At 40.9% G+C, this 18030-nt stretch carries 22 protein-coding genes; 15 read left to right on the forward strand and 7 right to left on the reverse strand.

Annotated elements, in window-relative coordinates; translation table 11 throughout:
• Window positions 1-8: 8 nt before the first annotated feature.
• A complete protein-coding gene (locus tag CV014_RS16045) occupies window positions 9-443 on the forward strand; it encodes an RNA ligase family protein (RefSeq protein WP_236142943.1) in 435 nt (144 codons plus the stop codon).
• A gap of 200 nt (window positions 444-643) precedes the next feature.
• On the opposite strand, the gene CV014_RS16050 is transcribed toward CV014_RS16045, so the two are convergent.
• From CV014_RS16050 to CV014_RS16070, 4 genes are all read right to left on the reverse strand, one after another.
• Entirely contained in the window at window positions 644-913 is a 270-nt protein-coding gene (locus CV014_RS16050; RefSeq protein WP_236142944.1) for a hypothetical protein, read from the reverse strand.
• A gap of 621 nt (window positions 914-1534) precedes the next feature.
• On the reverse strand, window positions 1535-1972 hold the full coding sequence (locus CV014_RS16060; protein WP_236142946.1) for a DUF6918 family protein: 438 nt from the start codon (window positions 1970-1972) through the stop codon (window positions 1535-1537).
• 235 nt (window positions 1973-2207) lie between these two features.
• On the reverse strand, window positions 2208-2840 hold the full coding sequence (locus CV014_RS16065; RefSeq protein ID WP_236142947.1) for a hypothetical protein: 633 nt from the start codon (window positions 2838-2840) through the stop codon (window positions 2208-2210).
• Between the two features lie 227 nt (window positions 2841-3067).
• Window positions 3068-4168: a D-alanine--D-alanine ligase family protein gene (locus CV014_RS16070; protein WP_236142948.1), complete on the reverse strand. Its 1101-nt coding sequence runs from the start codon at window positions 4166-4168 to the stop codon at window positions 3068-3070.
• Between the two features lie 277 nt (window positions 4169-4445).
• On the opposite strand from CV014_RS16070, the gene CV014_RS16075 reads away from it, so the two are divergent.
• Window positions 4446-5306 carry a lysophospholipid acyltransferase family protein gene (locus CV014_RS16075; protein ID WP_236142949.1) on the forward strand — a complete coding sequence of 287 codons (861 nt, stop codon included), beginning with the start codon at window positions 4446-4448 and terminating at the stop codon, window positions 5304-5306.
• Window positions 5307-5351: 45 nt separating this feature from the next.
• Here CV014_RS16075 and CV014_RS16080 read toward each other — a convergent pair whose 3' ends face one another.
• Entirely contained in the window at window positions 5352-7001 is a 1650-nt protein-coding gene (locus CV014_RS16080) for a CocE/NonD family hydrolase (protein ID WP_236142950.1), read from the reverse strand.
• A gap of 155 nt (window positions 7002-7156) precedes the next feature.
• The gene (locus CV014_RS16085) at window positions 7157-7423 is read right to left on the reverse strand and encodes a hypothetical protein (RefSeq protein WP_236142951.1); all 267 of its coding nucleotides are present in this window, start codon (window positions 7421-7423) and stop codon (window positions 7157-7159) included.
• 388 nt (window positions 7424-7811) lie between these two features.
• Between CV014_RS16085 and gvpA (CV014_RS16090) the strand changes: the two genes are divergently transcribed.
• From gvpA (CV014_RS16090) to CV014_RS16130, 9 genes are all read left to right on the forward strand, one after another.
• Window positions 7812-8027 (forward strand): gas vesicle structural protein GvpA, encoded by a 216-nt coding sequence (gene gvpA / locus CV014_RS16090; RefSeq protein WP_010996411.1) that lies wholly within the window; start codon window positions 7812-7814, stop codon window positions 8025-8027.
• Between the two features lie 104 nt (window positions 8028-8131).
• Window positions 8132-8347: a gas vesicle structural protein GvpA gene (gvpA, locus tag CV014_RS16095; RefSeq protein WP_010996411.1), complete on the forward strand. Its 216-nt coding sequence runs from the start codon at window positions 8132-8134 to the stop codon at window positions 8345-8347.
• Between the two features lie 104 nt (window positions 8348-8451).
• Window positions 8452-8667 (forward strand): gas vesicle structural protein GvpA, encoded by a 216-nt coding sequence (gene gvpA, locus CV014_RS16100; protein ID WP_010996411.1) that lies wholly within the window; start codon window positions 8452-8454, stop codon window positions 8665-8667.
• A gap of 195 nt (window positions 8668-8862) precedes the next feature.
• The gene (gene gvpC, locus CV014_RS16105; protein ID WP_236142952.1) at window positions 8863-9246 is read left to right on the forward strand and encodes a gas vesicle protein GvpC; all 384 of its coding nucleotides are present in this window, start codon (window positions 8863-8865) and stop codon (window positions 9244-9246) included.
• 359 nt (window positions 9247-9605) lie between these two features.
• Window positions 9606-10673, forward strand: coding sequence for a gas vesicle protein GvpN (gvpN, locus tag CV014_RS16110; RefSeq protein ID WP_236142953.1), 1068 nt, complete (start codon window positions 9606-9608; stop codon window positions 10671-10673).
• A 2-nt stretch (window positions 10674-10675) separates the two neighbouring features.
• Window positions 10676-11107: a gas vesicle protein gene (locus tag CV014_RS16115; RefSeq protein WP_236142954.1), complete on the forward strand. Its 432-nt coding sequence runs from the start codon at window positions 10676-10678 to the stop codon at window positions 11105-11107.
• A gap of 86 nt (window positions 11108-11193) precedes the next feature.
• The gene (locus CV014_RS16120; RefSeq protein ID WP_103140613.1) at window positions 11194-11661 is read left to right on the forward strand and encodes a gas vesicle protein K; all 468 of its coding nucleotides are present in this window, start codon (window positions 11194-11196) and stop codon (window positions 11659-11661) included.
• Window positions 11662-11682: 21 nt separating this feature from the next.
• On the forward strand, window positions 11683-12420 hold the full coding sequence (locus CV014_RS16125; RefSeq protein WP_236142971.1) for a GvpL/GvpF family gas vesicle protein: 738 nt from the start codon (window positions 11683-11685) through the stop codon (window positions 12418-12420).
• Window positions 12421-12482: 62 nt separating this feature from the next.
• Window positions 12483-12875 (forward strand): gas vesicle protein GvpG, encoded by a 393-nt coding sequence (locus tag CV014_RS16130; protein WP_236142955.1) that lies wholly within the window; start codon window positions 12483-12485, stop codon window positions 12873-12875.
• 126 nt (window positions 12876-13001) lie between these two features.
• On the opposite strand, the gene CV014_RS16135 is transcribed toward CV014_RS16130, so the two are convergent.
• Entirely contained in the window at window positions 13002-13319 is a 318-nt protein-coding gene (locus CV014_RS16135; RefSeq protein ID WP_236142956.1) for a gas vesicle protein, read from the reverse strand.
• Between the two features lie 121 nt (window positions 13320-13440).
• On the opposite strand from CV014_RS16135, the gene CV014_RS16140 reads away from it, so the two are divergent.
• The 4 genes from CV014_RS16140 to CV014_RS16155 all read left to right on the forward strand — a co-directional run bounded on the left by CV014_RS16140 (window position 13441) and on the right by CV014_RS16155 (window position 17916).
• Window positions 13441-14127 carry a GvpL/GvpF family gas vesicle protein gene (locus tag CV014_RS16140; RefSeq protein WP_236142957.1) on the forward strand — a complete coding sequence of 229 codons (687 nt, stop codon included), beginning with the start codon at window positions 13441-13443 and terminating at the stop codon, window positions 14125-14127.
• An 18-nt stretch (window positions 14128-14145) separates the two neighbouring features.
• On the forward strand, window positions 14146-14397 hold the full coding sequence (locus CV014_RS30095) for an ArsA family ATPase (RefSeq protein ID WP_268964730.1): 252 nt from the start codon (window positions 14146-14148) through the stop codon (window positions 14395-14397).
• Window positions 14398-14513: 116 nt separating this feature from the next.
• Window positions 14514-16049, forward strand: coding sequence for an ArsA family ATPase (locus CV014_RS30100; protein WP_268964731.1), 1536 nt, complete (start codon window positions 14514-14516; stop codon window positions 16047-16049).
• Between the two features lie 28 nt (window positions 16050-16077).
• Window positions 16078-17916 (forward strand): AAA family ATPase, encoded by a 1839-nt coding sequence (locus CV014_RS16155; RefSeq protein ID WP_236142958.1) that lies wholly within the window; start codon window positions 16078-16080, stop codon window positions 17914-17916.
• Window positions 17917-18030: the final 114 nt, after the last annotated feature.

Genomic DNA, 18030 nt, shown 5'->3' on the forward strand with positions numbered 1-18030 from the left:
TCAATGTTGTGTATCTTGAGTTGTATGGTGGCAAGATTACTGCTGCTAGCAAACAATACACTGCTGATCAGAAAGTTGCTTGGCGGTTATTTGATGTAGCAATTCTGACAGATATCGCCACACTGTTCGAGAAAACACTTCAGCAAATATCAATTTGGCGAGAAAATGGTGGTCAATCATTTCTAGATGAACCACAACTGAGCAAAACCGCCAAAGATTATGGATTTGAGCTAACACCACGCCTGGCGACAGTTGCATCTTTGCCAACTAGCATCAAAGAAGCGCATGAGCTACTCCAGAGAATGATATCGAAAACTTATGTGGCGTTGGATGCAGGCGCAAAAGGTCGGGCTGAGGGGATTGTGGCGCGAACTTTAAATAGAAGTGCGATCGCCAAGCTACGATTTGAAGATTATGAACGCTATGCTCAACGTTACAAATAATCTAATTCAATCATCCTACAGTTATAAATGCTAACTGTGAGTGCTAGAAAAGATTTCTCTAACACTCATAACAGCAGCATTTATGGTATTTTTAAAAGTGAGTAGAGCAAATTGTCTGCGATCAACATCATCATTTTGAAATGATATTAGTTGTTCACATTAATTTTATTAACCCTAATTGTCTGGGTTAATTTAGTTGACTAATCATCGCAAAAGTTATCAACTCTGATATCTCGCCAAATATCAGAAACCTGCCACCCAGAGTTACCAACAGACTGGACTAAAGGATAGTCACGTTGTGGAATATAGTATGGTTGTTTTGCTTCAATATATGAACTTGATTTCTCTTCGGCGATAGGTTCTTGGTCTGCCAAATTATCAGATGGGAGAGTTTGCTCTTGCGCTTCCTCCATCATTTTTATTTTCTCCATGAGGAGTTTTTCTGATTTTTTGATTAGTCTTATATCCATTTGCTCTGCTCAGTTTGAAAGATTGACAGTAAAAAGAGAATCTAAACGCCGATTCTTGGACAGACAATAAAGTTCTTCAAGAATCAAGATGTAGATCCGTAAGAAAGTTTTATGAACTTAGTGTTGAAAAAATTACCCAAGGAAATCTAGGATACAGCAATTTTATGGAAAATAGGTAGTGTTGTCCTCAGAAATTTCTTAAATTAAACATAAAGAATTACAACAAAATTGCATCAGTTCTCAGGAGTATTTACGAGTATGCCATCTCAGACTTTATGCCATGATTGCATTTTTCACGTTCAAGCACAGGAGAAAGTGGAGTGTATTCACCCCGATGAAATTGGAATTAATTGTTCTCTAGTGGTTTTTTGCAGTTCATTTCGACCACTCCAAGAAGTGGATAGTCCTTGTGTAACCTTTGGTCAAGATGAAACTTAAGCTCGATACATGGAGGAAAGTAGAGAAAGCCGAGAAATAAACATCCCCATAAGAAAAACCCCATGTAAAAGAACATGGGGTGTGTAAATTCAAAATTCAAAATTTCAAAAGAAATCTTAGCATCAACAAGCAGGATATTGCATTTAATCTTCCCTAACTCCTGCCTCCTACCATCTTCCTCGTTCAAGCCTTTGTATAATTTTCTATCACCTTAGCAAAGTCTGGGATGGCTTCCTCTATATGCTTTTTAGCTGAACCACGGAACTTATCATATGTTCCACGCACGATAGAGCGAGTGCTACTTTTAACTCTGGTATCCGTGACACTAAGTAGAGCATCGGCGGTGAGAGAACGGCTAGCAATTAAGTGTGCTACGGGATCTCCTTTCTGTGTACCTTCACTCCAGATGGGATCGATCGCATTAAACCATGGTGGTAGTAGCTGTTCAACAATGTAGGGAATGTATCCTGGTTTGACTCCTTTCAAAGCAGCAAAAGCAGCTTTCAGGGCGATACCACTGACACCAGATTTAGACGCTAGCTGGTTTTCTATCATGTTGCAGCAATCATCTACAACCATAGCTTTTTTGTTAGGGTCTAAGAGTCCATCACTCAGTCCCATTTCACTCCTCCTTCATTTCACTCTGTCTGATGTTTCTTCAATTAGTTTCTCCTTTTACCAGGAAATTACAAAAAATACTATCAGAGCCAGAGTCATATAAGATTTTGGATTTTGGATTTTGGATTTTCAGACTAGATAAATAGCCATCATGAACTGCGGACATCAGAAAACATGAAAAAGTCTTTCCCTTACACCCTTACACCCCTATACCCCTACACCCCTTTCCCCCGCTAGACTAATACTTTTGCAATAAAGCCGACAAAGAATTATGTTTACGCCAATCAACTAAATCAGCTAAGGATTCCTTACCCCTATCTAAAGGGTGCTTTTGTTCTGGCGGTAGAACCTTCATAGCAGATGTTTGGCGTGAGTACATAGGCGCGATCGCCCTTATGGGTTGTGCCGATGCAAAAACTGGCTGGGGTTTTACAGTCCGCCTAGCTATTCTTTGACGGCGATTAACTGTTGATGTCCGAGTTGTCACCACACGTTGATTTGCCACTGTAGCAGGTTGTTTAGGCTGGTTAATTAACCGGAGAATCACCCAGCAACCACTAGCACAACTAAAAGCGATCGCCACAACCATCCACAATGGGATAGGATTACTCACATCGGTATTAGCACTAACAGGTACTTCTACCACAGCCGGAACTGATTCTGACTCTGGCTGTTCCACATCACTCACATAAATTATGCTATGCAAAGCCAGAGTCGCAGATCCTATACACGTTGCTAACAAACCGATCAATAACAGCAAAGGATGGCGTGTCAGCAGAAACATAAAAAAGTTGAACCTTCTTTTTTTCGATTCTGCTTTGGTTTTATTTACCTGGGTTAGCTCATGCTGTAAGCTTTGACTGTTTTCCATGATCAATTACAGATTGTTTCCCCTCTAGTCCATAGATTGTACTAAAGGGGCGCGCTATCAGGTATCCGTAGCCAATTTTCAAAGTATAGTAACTTTTTTGTGCTATCTAGGCTACAAAATGGGGCATGGGGCATGGGGCATCGGGCATGGGGAATTGGGCATGGGGTACATACACTCAATGCTCTATTTAATCGTGCTTTTTACCTTTTACCTTTTACCTTTTGCCTTTATTGATGTCTCTCTAATGCCAACTGAATTAAACGATCCACTAATTCTGGGAAGGGAACGCCGCTATAAGACCAGAGTTGAGGATACATACTAGTAGCTGTGAATCCAGGTAAAGTGTTAATCTCATTGATCAAGACTTCTCCGGTGGCTTCCACATAGAAAAAATCTACCCTGGATAAACCTGCGGCATCAACGGCAGCAAAGGCTTTTATGGCTAATTCTTGGACTTGGCGACTAATTTCGTCGGGGATGGATGCGGGTATCAGTAAATCTGCTTTACCTTCAGTATATTTAGTTTCATAATCGTAGAAGTCGCTATTGAACGTAATCTCTCCAACGACAGAGGCTTGGGGGTTGTCATTACCTAAAACGGCACATTCTACTTCTCTAGCTGTAACTCCGGCTTCTACAATAATGCGACGGTCATAACTAGCGGCTTGATCTAAAGCTGCTTCTAATTCATGGCGCGATCGCACTTTACTAATCCCCACCGATGAACCAAGGTTGGCAGGTTTGACAAAGCAAGGATAGCCCAATTCCGCCTCAATGTCGTCGCACAATTTCGGAAACACGCAAGGATTTGACCACACCTGCGCTCTCGTAACGGCTTTATATTTTACTTGAGGTATGCCTGCTTGCTCAAAGGCCATTTTCATGGCTATTTTATCCATCCCCAAAGCCGAACCTAACACCCCAGAACCGACAAACGGCACTTGCATTAAAGTCAGTAACCCTTGAATCGTCCCGTCTTCCCCATTCGGCCCATGCAGAATCGGAAACCACACATCTACTTCTGCAACTTGAGAGGGTGATTGCCAACGCTCAAGGGCTGGGGTTTTACCATGAGAAACTAAATCATGTGTTTCGGAAACTGGACTATTGGGTACATCTAACAATGGTACACCTGATTGCAGAACTTGTTGCGGGGCTTCGCCTGCTAGCCAACGGCCGTTTTTTTCGATATAAAAGGGCAATATTTCGTACTTATCACCATTTTCCACCGCACTGAGAGCTTTAGCGATCGCCCGTGCGGAACTAATAGAAACTTCATGTTCTCCAGAACGACCACCAAACAGTAATCCTACCCGCAACTTGTTCATTACTTTTACCTCTACACTCCTGACGCAGATAGCGTATCACCGAATCAAAAAAATGTAAAAAACCCATCCCGAAAAACTCTCAGGGACTTCCAACTAAAAAAATATACAATCGCCTTAGCGAGCAGGGGGAGCAGGGGAAGCAGGGGGAGAAAGAATCTTCTCATCATCTTTGCTATCAACATTGGATAATTTATTTTCTGGAAGTCCCTCAGCATACTTTAGCGTTTAATCTCTTCGACCATTTCCCAGGCAATAAAACTGCTGCTAAAATGCCTAAATGTTAACAAAGCAACGTCCCCAAATCACCGAACCTGGATGGTCTTTAAATGAAAGAGATCCAGAGTTTATCAAGTCCATCATGCCCGTTTTGGGTTTCTTCTACCATTACTACTTCCGTGTGCAAACCAGTGGTTGGGAACATATCCAGCCACAGGAAAAAGTGTTAATTGTTGGTTCTCACAATGGGGGACTAGCCGCGCCGGATATGTTGATGATGATGTATGACTGGTTTCGCCGCTTTGGTGTCGAAAAACCTGCGTATGGTTTAATGCACCCCAAAGCGTGGCAAATTAGTCTTCCAGTCGCACAATTAGCCTCCAAAACTGGCGCAGTCATGGCTCATCCCAAAATGGCGATCGCAGCTTTGCGTTCTGGTGCTAGTGTATTGGTATATCCCGGCGGTGCGGAAGACGTATTTCGCCCCCATAATTTACGCAATCAAATTTATTTTGCGGGCAGGCAAGGTTTTATCAAATTAGCATTGCGGGAAAACGTGCCAATCGTACCTGCAATTTCCTATGGGGCGCATGATACATTGATTGTCTTAGCTGACATATACAAGGTAGTGTCACAGTTGCATGATTGGGGAATGCCTTGGTTGTTGAATATTGATCCAGAAGTATTTCCCATTTATTTAGGCTGGCCTTGGGGATTAGCAATAGGCCCCTTACCTAACATTCCTTTCCCTGTGCAGATTCACACCAGAGTTTGTCCACCCATTATATTTGAACGCTACGGGCGAGAAGCTGCAAGCGATCGCGAATACGTCAACGAATGTTATCAATTAGTAGTCACTAAAATGCAGCAAGAATTAGACCAATTAGTCTTAGAAAATTCCCAATCCCAAACTCAATCATAAAATCAAGCCTTTGAGACTTGATATAAAATTTCTACGCATATTTCCCTATTCCCCAGTCCCCAGTCCCCAATCCCCATTCCCCATAACCGGTAACAAAACCTGAGAAGCACCACAATCAACAGTCAACGTGATGATTTGGGCATTCATCAAACTCTCACTACTCAATACAGCCCCATTGCCAGAGTTCATTGTATACGCTGGGTAACACGCTAAACTCAAACTCAAACGCAAACAATTACCTTTGGCTATGCGTATACATATTGGCTGTAATTCTATCTTTCTAGTGATGCTGTGTTTCCCATCTCGGCAATGTAAATAACCTTGCGTCATGTTAAAAACTCTGCCATCAGGATCAACTTGCGACAACACAGCACACAAATCATAACTATCTTGGTCTGATTGACAGCAGATTTCTACTAATACATCGCCCAAGAGACTTAAATCTGCGGTTAAAGGTGCGCTGGTGTAGGTTAAAACGTCAGACCGACAATCAATCTGCGATCGCTCAAACACACCAGCCGGCATCCCTGCATGACCTCCTACTGCCGGCACAGGTCGCCAAGGGTCGTGGACTAATACATCTGGGGTATGGGATATGGGGTATGGGGCATGGGAAATCAGTTTTCCTGCATCTTCTCTAATACTAGCTAGTCCTGTACTTGACAAAAAATAGTATTTGTGTGATGGTGTGATCAAGCTGGAGAGTTTCTGCCAAACATTGCTACCAATTTCAAACAAGCATACAGGAGGCTGATCCAATAAGCCCGTATCTACACCCTTAAGAAACTGGTCAAACCAACGAATCTGCATTTCGTCTATGGGACTAGCTGCTAGTTGACCAAAATCAGCCGCACCAACTTTTCGTCCCCAAGGTAAATGCGCCCAAGGGCCGATAATTAAATGTTGGGGAGTAGCTGCACAGGCTACCATATCTTTGTAGAGGTGCAGTGTTCCGCGCAGATAGGTATCAAACCAACCACCGATATGTAACATCGGTAAATCAACCCCTGCAAAATGGCTTTTGGGTGAAAGTTCTTGCCAATAGTCATCAGGTTCGCTATGGGCTACCCAATCGTGATAAAAAGATTCTGGCGCGAGTTGTTGGAGAATTTCAGGACTATTTAGCGGCAGATTGCGGGATGCAGCTAATAAGGCTTGATATGCTGCTTGATCACCACGTAATCTGGCTGTTTCTGTTGCCAATTGTACCGCCCACGCTAAGTTAGTGTGCAAACAAAATGCACCACCTTCATAAGCCCAATCAGCATACAAATCATAGCCAATCATCGCCGGACAAATAGTTTTCAAGGCTGGGGGTTTGGCGATCGCGGCATATAATTGAGTCATTCCCTGATAGGAAAAGCCGTACATTCCCACCATACCATTACTATTCGGTAGACTCGCAGCCCAATTTATACTATCTGCACCGTCAGCAACCTCATGCTGGAACAACTGAAATTCACCCTGGGAAGTACCACGTCCCCGCACATCTTGAATCACAACAATATAGCCATGAGCCGCATACCACATAGGATGAGCATAAACCACAGTGGATGCGATCGCTCTCCCATAGGGCTGTCGCATCAATAATACAGGAAACTCACCTGCTGCATCAGGGCGATAGATATCTGCGTCAAGGCGTACACCATCGCGAGTGTACATAGAGGCCGTTTCTTTGGGAAGGATTCTGTACATGACTTGCAATGAGAAAAAAAATCAGCCATCCATACCGATAGCTGAATTCTGCAAAATCATATCCTATTTGTCAATCAATACCATCAACTCAAATTCACAACCCAAAAATCAAAACATCTCTCTCTAAATTCCCAGTCCCCTAATTCCCCAATACCTCAACCCTGCTGCACTCGTCGCTCAAATTCCTCACGGGTGTTTTCCACAACTTTTAAAGCAGATGTATAGATACCCTCATTTTCCTGCTTTAACCAATTCAAAAGACGAGACATCTGGGCATTTCTTAAATCTAAGTCTGTCTGAAAAATAATAGAAGTCGCCATTACCTGAGCGTACTGAGGTGGATGTCCTTGCTCTACAAAAGTAGCAATTAGTCCCGCTAAGGCTCCGTGACGTGCTTGATCAGAGGAAGCTTCTGTAGACATGATGTTGTTCAAAAAAATAATCGTTGAAAACATCCTATGTTATGTTCCTAAACTTTTAAAAACCGTATTATTACTTAATTTGATCCAATTTTTATAGGAGAGCAACCACTATTGGGTTTTAGAAAAAAATACTTTAAAAACAACAAAAAAAACAAATTTGCAGATTAAAACTAACATTTTTCAGCAAAAATATTTTAAAAATATACAACTAAAACTGAAAACGTACATTTTTATTGTTTCAGTGTGTTTCTTTTTGTATTTCTTTACAAATTTCCTCCTGTCAAAGTCTTTACATTCATGAAGAGACGCGTCTAATATTGATTCAGTAAGACGCAGGCAACCGCCGAGCTAATACTGAAAATCAACAATGAGTTTAAGGTGTAAAACAATGGCAGTAGAAAAAACTAATTCTTCCTCCAGCTTGGCAGAAGTTATTGATCGTATCTTAGACAAAGGTATCGTTGTAGATGCTTGGGTTCGTGTTTCTTTAGTTGGTATTGAACTATTAGCAATTGAAGCCCGCATCGTGATTGCATCCGTAGAAACCTATCTGAAATATGCAGAAGCAGTAGGTCTAACACAATCCGCCGCAATGCCTGCTTAATTATTCAGTAGATTCTCGAATATCACAGTGAGCTAGTTAGCACTTGTGATATTCCACACTCTTACGGTTCAACTCACAAACAACATTACTTAAGGTACAAAATCATGGCAGTTGAAAAAACCAATTCCTCCTCCAGCTTGGCAGAAGTTATCGACCGTATCTTAGACAAAGGTATCGTTGTAGATGCTTGGGTTCGTGTTTCTTTAGTTGGTATTGAACTATTAGCAATCGAAGCCCGCATCGTGATTGCATCCGTAGAAACCTACCTGAAATATGCAGAAGCAGTAGGTCTAACACAGTCCGCCGCAATGCCTGCTTAATTATTCAGTAGATTCTCGAATATCACAGTTAGCTAGTTAGCACTTGTGATATTCCACATTCTCACGGTTCAATTCACAAACAACATTACTTAAGGTACAAAATCATGGCAGTTGAAAAAACTAATTCCTCCTCCAGCTTGGCAGAAGTTATCGACCGTATCTTAGACAAAGGTATCGTTGTAGATGCTTGGGTTCGCGTTTCTTTAGTTGGTATTGAATTATTAGCAATTGAAGCCCGTATCGTGATTGCATCCGTAGAAACCTACTTGAAATATGCAGAAGCAGTAGGTCTCACACAGTCTGCCGCAATGCCTGCTTAATTATTCAGAATTACCTAATTTGTAATCCTGATATTTATTCTGCTTTTGTTCGCTCATCCTGATACTTCTAAATCAAGAATTATCAAAAAGGAATCAGCGAAAAAAAGCAGGTATTCTATGAGCTACATTTACTGAACATTAACTATCCAGTAAATGTAGTTCCTTGCAGATGTTAATTATATTGCGGAGAACGTCATGACGGCTTTAATACCAAGACTCCGACAAGAGCATCAGTCACTTACTGCGGAAGTCCATCAACTATTCAGAGAGACTCGTGAATTCTTGTCCGAGACAAAAGCTAACAGAGAAGAACAAGCTAGAAAGCAAGCACAAGAATTACACGCATTCCGTGAAGAACTTGAGTATACAACTCAAGATTTTCTCAAGGAAACAGCTAAAACAAGAGATGCTCAAGCTAAAGCACAAGCAAAGTTTTTGTATCAGTTCCACCACAACCTGGAGCAAGATACCCACAACTTTTTAGCGACAACGGCAAAGGACAGAGCTAAAAGAGCTAAAGAACAAAGACAAAATCTGCACCAATTTCGTCAAGATTTGTTTGCTAGCATTTTCGGTTAGTCTTTAGTCAACGCTCTCAAACAATGAAGTGAATTCATTGGCTGTGCTAGATAGTAAAACCCCCCTATCTTCCAGGTTAAATACTGGTTAGACAAGGGGGCGAATTCAACAATGAGTTTAATGTAAAACTTTGAATATTTTAAAGTATCGCTCGATTTAATGCAAGGAGTTATTCAAATATAGCGGTCTACCCTCAAGTTATTAACTAACATTATATAACTCCTACACTCTAAGGGAGTTATTCATATGTAGATACTATCTAATAGTTTCTATACTTAAAATAACACATAGTTTAACGATTGTGTGTACTCACATCAATTCTTTTATTTGGCAACATTTCTTTACTGCAACTTCATCTTATGACCCTCACTGCAAATCATACTGTAAATAATAAAAAAAGAGCCGTTCTTCGTGTTCGTCCTGGACAGTTTGTCGTCACACCAGCAATTGAGCGAGTGGCAATCCGTGCATTACGTTATCTCACATCAGGGTTTGCCATTCACTTGCGTGGCCCGGCTGGTACAGGGAAAACAACTTTAGCTATGCACTTAGCTAACTGTCTCGATAGACCAATTATGTTAGTCTTCGGAGACGACGAATTTAAAAGTTCTGACTTAATTGGTAGTGAATCTGGTTACACCCATAAGAAATTACTAGACAACTACATTCACAACGTTGTCAAAGTTGAAGATGAACTCAAACAAAATTGGGTTGATTCTCGATTAACTTTAGCTTGTCGTGAAGGTTTGACCCTCGTCTATGATGAATTCAACCGTTCTAAACCAGAAGTAAATAACGTCTTACTTTCGGCCTTAGAAGAAAAAATTCTCACCCTGCCCCCTAGCAGCAACCAACCAGAATACCTCCACGTCCATCCCCAATTTCGGGCTATCTTTACCTCTAATCCAGAGGAATACTGCGGAGTGCATTCAACGCAAGATGCGCTGATGGATAGGTTAGTAACTATTAATATGCCAGAGCCTGATGAACAAACTCAAACTGAGATTATAGTTCATAAAACTGGTATTTCTAGAGAAGATGCTCAGTTAATTGCCCGCTTAGTGAAAGCATTCCGTTTAGGAACAGGTGGAGAAAAGACTTCTGGCTTACGGTCTTGTTTGATGATTGCTAAAGTTTGTGCAGAACACAACATTTTAGTGTTATCAGAAAACTCAGATTTTCGAGAAATTTGTGCAGATGTGCTATTTAATCGCACCAATTGGTCTGCTAGTGAAGCTATGACTATTTTCCTAGAATTGCTCAACCAACTGCATACACAGTCAATCGAAGAATCACATCATGACCCTGCTTCAGATGAAGCAGTGAATGAGTCAGAAGAAGAGGTAAAGGAAGAAAACCCTACGTCTTCTCACCAAAAAGGCTTAGTGATTAACAAAAATATACCTACAACAGAAGAGTCTAATTAATCGTGACTACCACTCCACTACAGCCAACACGTCCTGCGACTAACTCTAGTCGTACAATTTCTACATCCACACAGGGTTCTACCTTAGCAGATATTCTCGAACGGGTGTTAGATAAGGGAATTGTGATTGCTGGTGATATTTCTGTTTCCATCGCTTCCACGGAACTACTACATATCCGCATTCGTTTGCTAATTTCTTCCGTTGATAAAGCCCGTGAGATGGGTATAAATTGGTGGGAAAATGACCCCTATCTCAGTAGTAAGTCTCAAGACTTAATTGCAGAGAACCAACAACTGCATCAACGGCTAGAAAGTTTAGAAACTCAGTTACGGATGTTGACAGCAGCCAAGGAGCAAGAGACCGTGACATTACCTGCTCATACGGAGAATGAAGTTAGTAGTCCAATAGAAGCAGATTCTCAACTTGAGGCTTAGTTAATTTCTGCAAATATTCAGAGTAATCTGGCCTCAAGATCGCAGTAATTTCCAAAACTTTAGAAAAGGTAGATGGCATTATGACAATGGTTTGCACTCCGGTTGAAAATCCTGTTGATTTGCCACTCACCACTTCTAAAGCCAATAACAAAGCAGGTTTAGTTCCTCTACTGTTAACTGTAGTGGAACTAGTGCGTCAGCTGATGGAGGCGCAAGTCATTCGACGCATGGATCAGGGATGTTTGAGCGAATCTGAATTAGAACGAGCCGCAGAAAGCTTGCAAAAGTTGGAAGAACAAGTTTTAAATTTATGCGAGATTTTTGAAATCACTCCTGCCGACTTAAATATCAATTTAGGGGATGTCGGGACTCTTCTACCATCCCCTGGTTCTTATTATCCTGGTGAACCTGGAACTCAACCTTCAGTGTTAGAGCTATTAGACCGTCTTTTAAACACTGGGATTGTGGTAGATGGCGAGATCGATTTAGGGTTAGCACAGATCAATCTGATTAATGCCAAATTGCGCTTAGTTTTAACATCAAAACCCTTGTAATTAGTTAGTATTTTGCTGATCATGGATTGTGGTTTCTACCTATACGGTATTTTTCCTGATGCAATTCCCTCAACAATTGCCATCAAAGGATTAGATTCTCAGCCAGTATATAGTCAAGTGATTGATGGATTAAGTTTTTTATATTCAGAAGCAAAGCAGGAAAAGTATTTAGCTTCTCGTCGAAATTTAATTAGCCATGAAAAAGTCCTCGAACAAGCCATGCAAGAAGGATTTCGCACACTCCTTCCTTTAAGGTTTGGATTAGTGGTGAAAACTTGGGACACAGTAATTATCCAACTTATTCAACCATACAAAGAGAAACTAGAAGAATTATTTCAAAAATTGCATGACACGCGCGAAGTAAGCATCAAGATTTTTTGGAATCCCAAAGCTGAATTACAAGCCATGATGGAGTCGAATCCCAGTTTGAAGCAACAACGTGACCAAATGGAAGGTAAGGCTTTAAGCATGGAGGAAGTCATTCATATTGGACAATTAATTGAAGGTAATTTAACATCTCGTAAACAATCTGTAATTCAAACTTTCTTTAATGAGTTGAGACCTTTGGCTAATGAAGTCGTAGAAAGTGACCCCATGACAGAGGACATGATTTACAACGCTGCTTTCTTGATTCCCTGGGATAAAGAATCTTTATTTAGTGAGCGAGTAGAAGCGATTGATCAACAGTTTGGTGAACGCTTACGCATTCGCTACAATAATTTTACAGCACCATATACATTTGCTCAAATTAATGCTTAGGAGTCAATATTATGTTGGGGAAAATCTTACTATTTCCGGTTATGGGGCCAATCAGTGGACTTGTGTGGATTGGGGAGCAAATTCAAGAGCGTGCTAACACTGAATTTGATGCTAAAGAAAATTTACATAAACAATTATTAAGCCTGCAACTATCTTTTGATATGGGCGAAATATCAGAGGAAGAGTTTGAGGAAAAAGAGGAAGAACTGCTGTTGAGAATTCAAGCTTTAGAAGAAGAGTTAAATGTAGATGAAGAAGTAGATGAAGATTTGATATTACCACCTGCCTTGGTGACAGTCTCTGAGTTAAATCTAGATGAAGAGATAGCAGCAGATGCAGATTTAATCCTGCAACCTGCCTTGGCGACAGTCTCAGAGTTAAATGAAATTTACCAAGAAACTCCACAAATGAGTACAGATTATGAAGATAAAGAAAATCTAGTATTATCACCTTAGTTAAATTCACTGATGATAGTAAGTGTGTTGTTCATACTTTGGTAAGTGTAATTAGGACTGACAGTGAAATCAAATAATTAAAAACCCGCATCTGCGGGTTAATAATTTATTATTTGCTGTAACAAATCAATATTCTATTTCAAAAGTTTGATAGTTATTGGATTCAAAGGGGATTTGTGCATAGGATATAGGAGAGTGAGTATTCGTATCAGAAGACCGTAAATTTTGGATATTCCTTTCTGTGCCTTCTATCTGTGTTTGGAGTGTGATTAAGCGTTGTTTCAGTAGCACTGTACGCTGTTCGATAAAATTGAGTTCTTGTTTAATGCGCTGTTGTTCCGTAACTAATTTATAAAGTTCTAACTGATTAGAAGCCTCAGATTTACTACGAGGCATGGTAGTAACTTTAGGTCTGATTGCTCCTCGGTTACGCATTTTCTTCATAAGACTTTCCTGAATTAATTGATAGCATTATAACTAAAAATTTTATGATGTAAAGAGGTTAATAACTGAATAAATAAATTTATTTCTAGTACAAAAAAATAAAATAATCTCTGTAAATAAAATGATGCGATCGCAAAATTTCTACACCTACGCCTTCCTCAAAACTCCTGATTTCTCCTTAACATTTCCAGAGGGAAATATAGCTCCAGTAGTCTTGATAAATGGAGCGAAAATTTCAGCTATTGTTGAACCTGGAATATCTCCAGTTGCATATCAAACCGATGATGAACAAGTCATCAAAATGGTGTTAGCTCATGACCGAGTGATTCGGGAACTATTCCAGCAAACTACAATTTTACCTCTGCGGTTTGGGACTCATTTCAATTCCCAGGAAAGCTTGCTCAATCACATAGACGATCATGCTGAAGAATACTTAGAGAAGCTCAAAAATATTCAAAATAAAGATGAATATACATTAAAACTTATCCCCCAAGTATTAGCAGAGCCAAAACAGCTAGCCGTAGGTAGTGGGAGAGATTATTTTCTAGCTAAAAAACAATACTATGAAACGCAAAAGATTTTTCATCTTGAGCAGAATGAGGAGAGAAATCAATTAATCGACAGCATCACAGACACTTATCCATCATCCGTTATAGTACAACAGCAAGCAGAAGAATTTCGCCTATATTTTTTAATTGATCGTCATGAACAAGCTGCCCTTTTAGCAAAGGTTGCAGTTTGGCAAAAAGCTTCTCCTCACTGGAATTTGATTTTAGGAGAACCTCTTCCCCCGTATCACTTTATCTAATACTATGTGCAACTTATTATGAAATATTACGACTCTCTAAATTTAGTTATGTTTAGCGGCAAGGGAGGGGTTGGTAAAACTACCCTCGCTTGCAGTTTCGCTCGTTATTGGGCGAGAGAATTTCCCCAAGAGAAGATTTTGTTACTATCGACAGATCCCGCCCACTCTTTAGGAGATGTCTTACTCACAGAAGTTAAAGATATTGCTTTACCATTAACTGATTTACCAAATTTGAGCGTTCAAGCCTTAGATGCAGAAAATTATTATTAGAGTTTAAGGGCAAATATAGCCGTTTTTTAGAACTACTAGTTGAGCGTGGTAGTTTAGCAGATGGAGATGATTTAGCACCAGTTTGGGATTTAGACTGGCCGGGGTTAAATGAATTAATGGGGTTATTAGAAATCCAACGCTTATTGGCGGAAAAAGAAGCTGATCGTGTAGTTGTAGATATGGCTCCTTCTGGACACACATTAAATCTATTACGCCTAAAAGATTTTTTAGATGTGATCTTAAATTCTTTAGAATTATTTCAAGAAAAACACCGCGTCATTACCAGAAGTTTTACAGGTACTTATACAGCTGATGAAGTCGATGACTTTTTAGTAGAAATGAAGACTCAACTAGCAGAAGGTAGACGCTTACTGCAAGATGAGAAATTTACAGGTTGCTTAGTTGTGGGTATTTCTGAGCCGATGTGCTTTTTAGAAACTGAGCGTTTTATTGACAGTTTAGCCACTCTAGAAGTACCATTTGCGGGATTATTTATTAATAGAATATTAACCAACGCGGAAATCGAACCAGACCGTTACGCCGAACAGCAAAATCTTCTGGATAAATACTTACATCTGGTGAATCAAAAGCCTGTATTTACCGTTCCCCAACAAAGAGTAGAACCATTGGGTGGAGTATCTCTAGATGCTTTAGCAGCGCAAATTCAAAAAATCCAGAGTGTAGAACTAGTAGCAGCACCGGAAGTTCACTGGCCAGCTAAAGTTTTACCTAGCTTTACAGATTTTGTGAATGAAGGATGTCAATTAATTATTATTGGAGGTAAAGGAGGTGTCGGTAAAACAACGGTAGCGGCTGGTATAGCTTGGGCTTGTGCTGAAAGACATCCAGATAAGAAAATCCGTGTGATTTCTATAGATCCAGCCCATTCTTTAGGGGATGCTTTTGGGAAAGATTTAGGTCATGAACCGATATCTTTGACACATAACTTGAGTGGACAAGAAATCGATGCTAATCAAGTTTTAGAACAATTCCGGGCTGATTATCTGTGGGAATTAGCAGATATGATTAGCGGTGAAGGTTCGCAAACAGATACAACGGTGAATATTGCCTATGTTCCAGAAGCTTGGAGACAAATTATGTCTCAAGCTTTACCAGGGATTGATGAGATGTTGTCCCTTGTAACGGTGATGGATTTATTAGATAGCAATCAGCAAGATTTAATTATTTTAGATACAGCACCTACAGGTCATTTGATGCGATTTTTAGAAATGCCATCGGCTTTAAGTGATTGGTTATCTTGGATATTTAAACTGTGGATTAAATATCAAAATGTTTTGGGTAGAGTAGATTTTATTGGACGATTAAGAGGACTACGCCAACAAGTCGTCCAAGCACAAAAGAAATTAAAAAATCCCCAACATACGCAATTTGTGGGCGTAATTCAATCAGAAGCAGCAATTATATCTGAACACATTCGCTTAACAGCAGCCCTGAAAAAAATGGGTGTGAGTCAGCGTTATGTAGTGCAGAATCGCTACGGTCAAGAGGTGAAAATCGATGAAAGTTTATTTCCAGAGCAAATTATGATTCGTTTACCGAATCTACCCCGCTCTGTTGAGCCTCTTGCCCGAATTAAGGGGGCGGCGAATCTTTTATTTGAAGTTGAGGAATTAACTACAAATAAACGCTGAATTATTAGTCAATTTTGGGAGTGATTGTATGAGTGAATTTTTCAAAGGGTTTGAGCAATTATTAGATTTGGTAAAAACTTTAGAAGAGAAAATTGAGAAGGGAGAAATTAAGACGGATGTGCAGATTAATTCCCGTCCGATGAGTAGTATTCCCCGCTATGGGACAATACCGCGCCCTAGCAATATGGGTAACGATGTGGGTACTAGTCGTTTTCGCACTCCAGCTGCTCCTACTTCTAATAGTGGAAATGGTGATGAGGCTGAAGTTGTCCCACCCCATAGCTCTGTAGACTATACGTTAAAGGATGTGGGGGGATTGGGAGAGGTTCTCAAAGAACTCAAAGAGCTAATTGCCATACCCTTAAAACGTCCCGACTTATTGGCGAAATTGGGACTTGAACCAACAAGAGGCGTATTGTTAGTTGGCCCTCCTGGAACTGGGAAAACGCTGACGGCGCGGGCTTTAGCTGAAGAACTGGGTGTGAACTACATTGCTTTAGTAGGGCCGGAAGTCATCAGTAAATACTATGGAGAAGCGGAACAAAGACTGCGGGGAATTTTTGAAAAAGCCGCGAAAAATGCTCCTTGTATTATCTTTATTGACGAAATCGATAGTTTAGCACCCGATCGCAGTGCGGTAGAAGGGGAAGTAGAAAAACGTCTAGTTGCTCAATTATTGAGTTTGATGGATGGCTTCTCCCAAAGTCAAGGTGTGATTGTCTTAGCAGCCACTAACCGTCCCGACCATCTTGATCCGGCGTTGCGTCGTCCCGGAAGATTTGACCGAGAAGTGCAGTTCCGTGTCCCAGATGTTAAAGGACGCAAAGAAATATTGCAAATTCTTACCCGTGCAATGCCTTTAGAAGCAGCAGTTGATTTAGATGCGATCGCAGAACGGGCGGTGGGATTTGTCGGGGCTGATTTGAAAGCTGTTTGTCAAAAAGCTGCTTACACTGCTTTACGTCGTCAAGTCCCTTCTATTGATGGCGAGATTCCAGACAATATGACTGTGAGTGCAGCCGACTTCTTACAAGCCCTCAAAGAAATCAAACCGGCTGTCCTACGGAGTGTAGAAGTAGAAGTTCCTCAAATTGCTTGGGATGATATTGGCGGTTTGGATAATATCAAACAAACCCTGCGGGAATCAGTCGAAGGGGCGTTACTCTATCCAGAACTGTATTTACAAACCAAAGCCCTAGCACCCAAAGGGATTTTGTTGTGGGGGCCTCCAGGAACAGGTAAAACTTTGTTAGCCAAAGCCGTCGCTTCCCAAGCGAGAGCCAACTTTATTGGTGTCAATGGCCCAGAATTAATGAGTCGTTGGGTAGGCGCGAGTGAACAGGCGGTGCGAGAATTATTTGCCAAAGCCCGTCAAGCAGAACCTTGCGTAGTCTTTATCGATGAAATCGACACCTTAGCCCCTGCACGCGGTAGTTTTAGTGGGGATTCAGGAGTGAGCGATCGCATCGTTGGACAATTACTGACTGAGTTGGATGGGATAGAAGTAGGTAGCACTATCCTCGTGATTGGTGCGACCAATAGACCTGATGCTCTTGACCCAGCTTTGTTACGCGCCGGACGCTTGGATTTACAAATGAAGGTTGATTTACCAGACTTAGCTAGTCGTCTGGCAATTTTGCAAGTCCATTGTCAAGGAAGACCACTAGACAATGTGGATTTGAACTATTGGGCAGATATGACCAAAGATTGGAATGGTGCAGATTTAACTTTACTCAGCAATCAAGCTGCTGTAGAAGCTATTCGTCGTTTCCGTGCGGAAGGTCTGACAGATCCGACGGAAATTAAGATTTCCAACGATGACTTTAATTATGCTTATCAAGTGTTAACAGAGCAACGAGCAGGTTAGCGTTGTTGGTTGGGAATGAGTTTTGTTTCGCGCATACCGCTAAAGCGGAACTTGTAAAGTAGGCGCAAAGGCGCGAAAAATATACCTAATTTTGATCCTCCTCTCCCCCACCCC

The organism is Nostoc sp. CMAA1605, from assembly GCF_021596505.1.
GTDB lineage: Bacteria > Cyanobacteriota > Cyanobacteriia > Cyanobacteriales > Nostocaceae > Trichormus.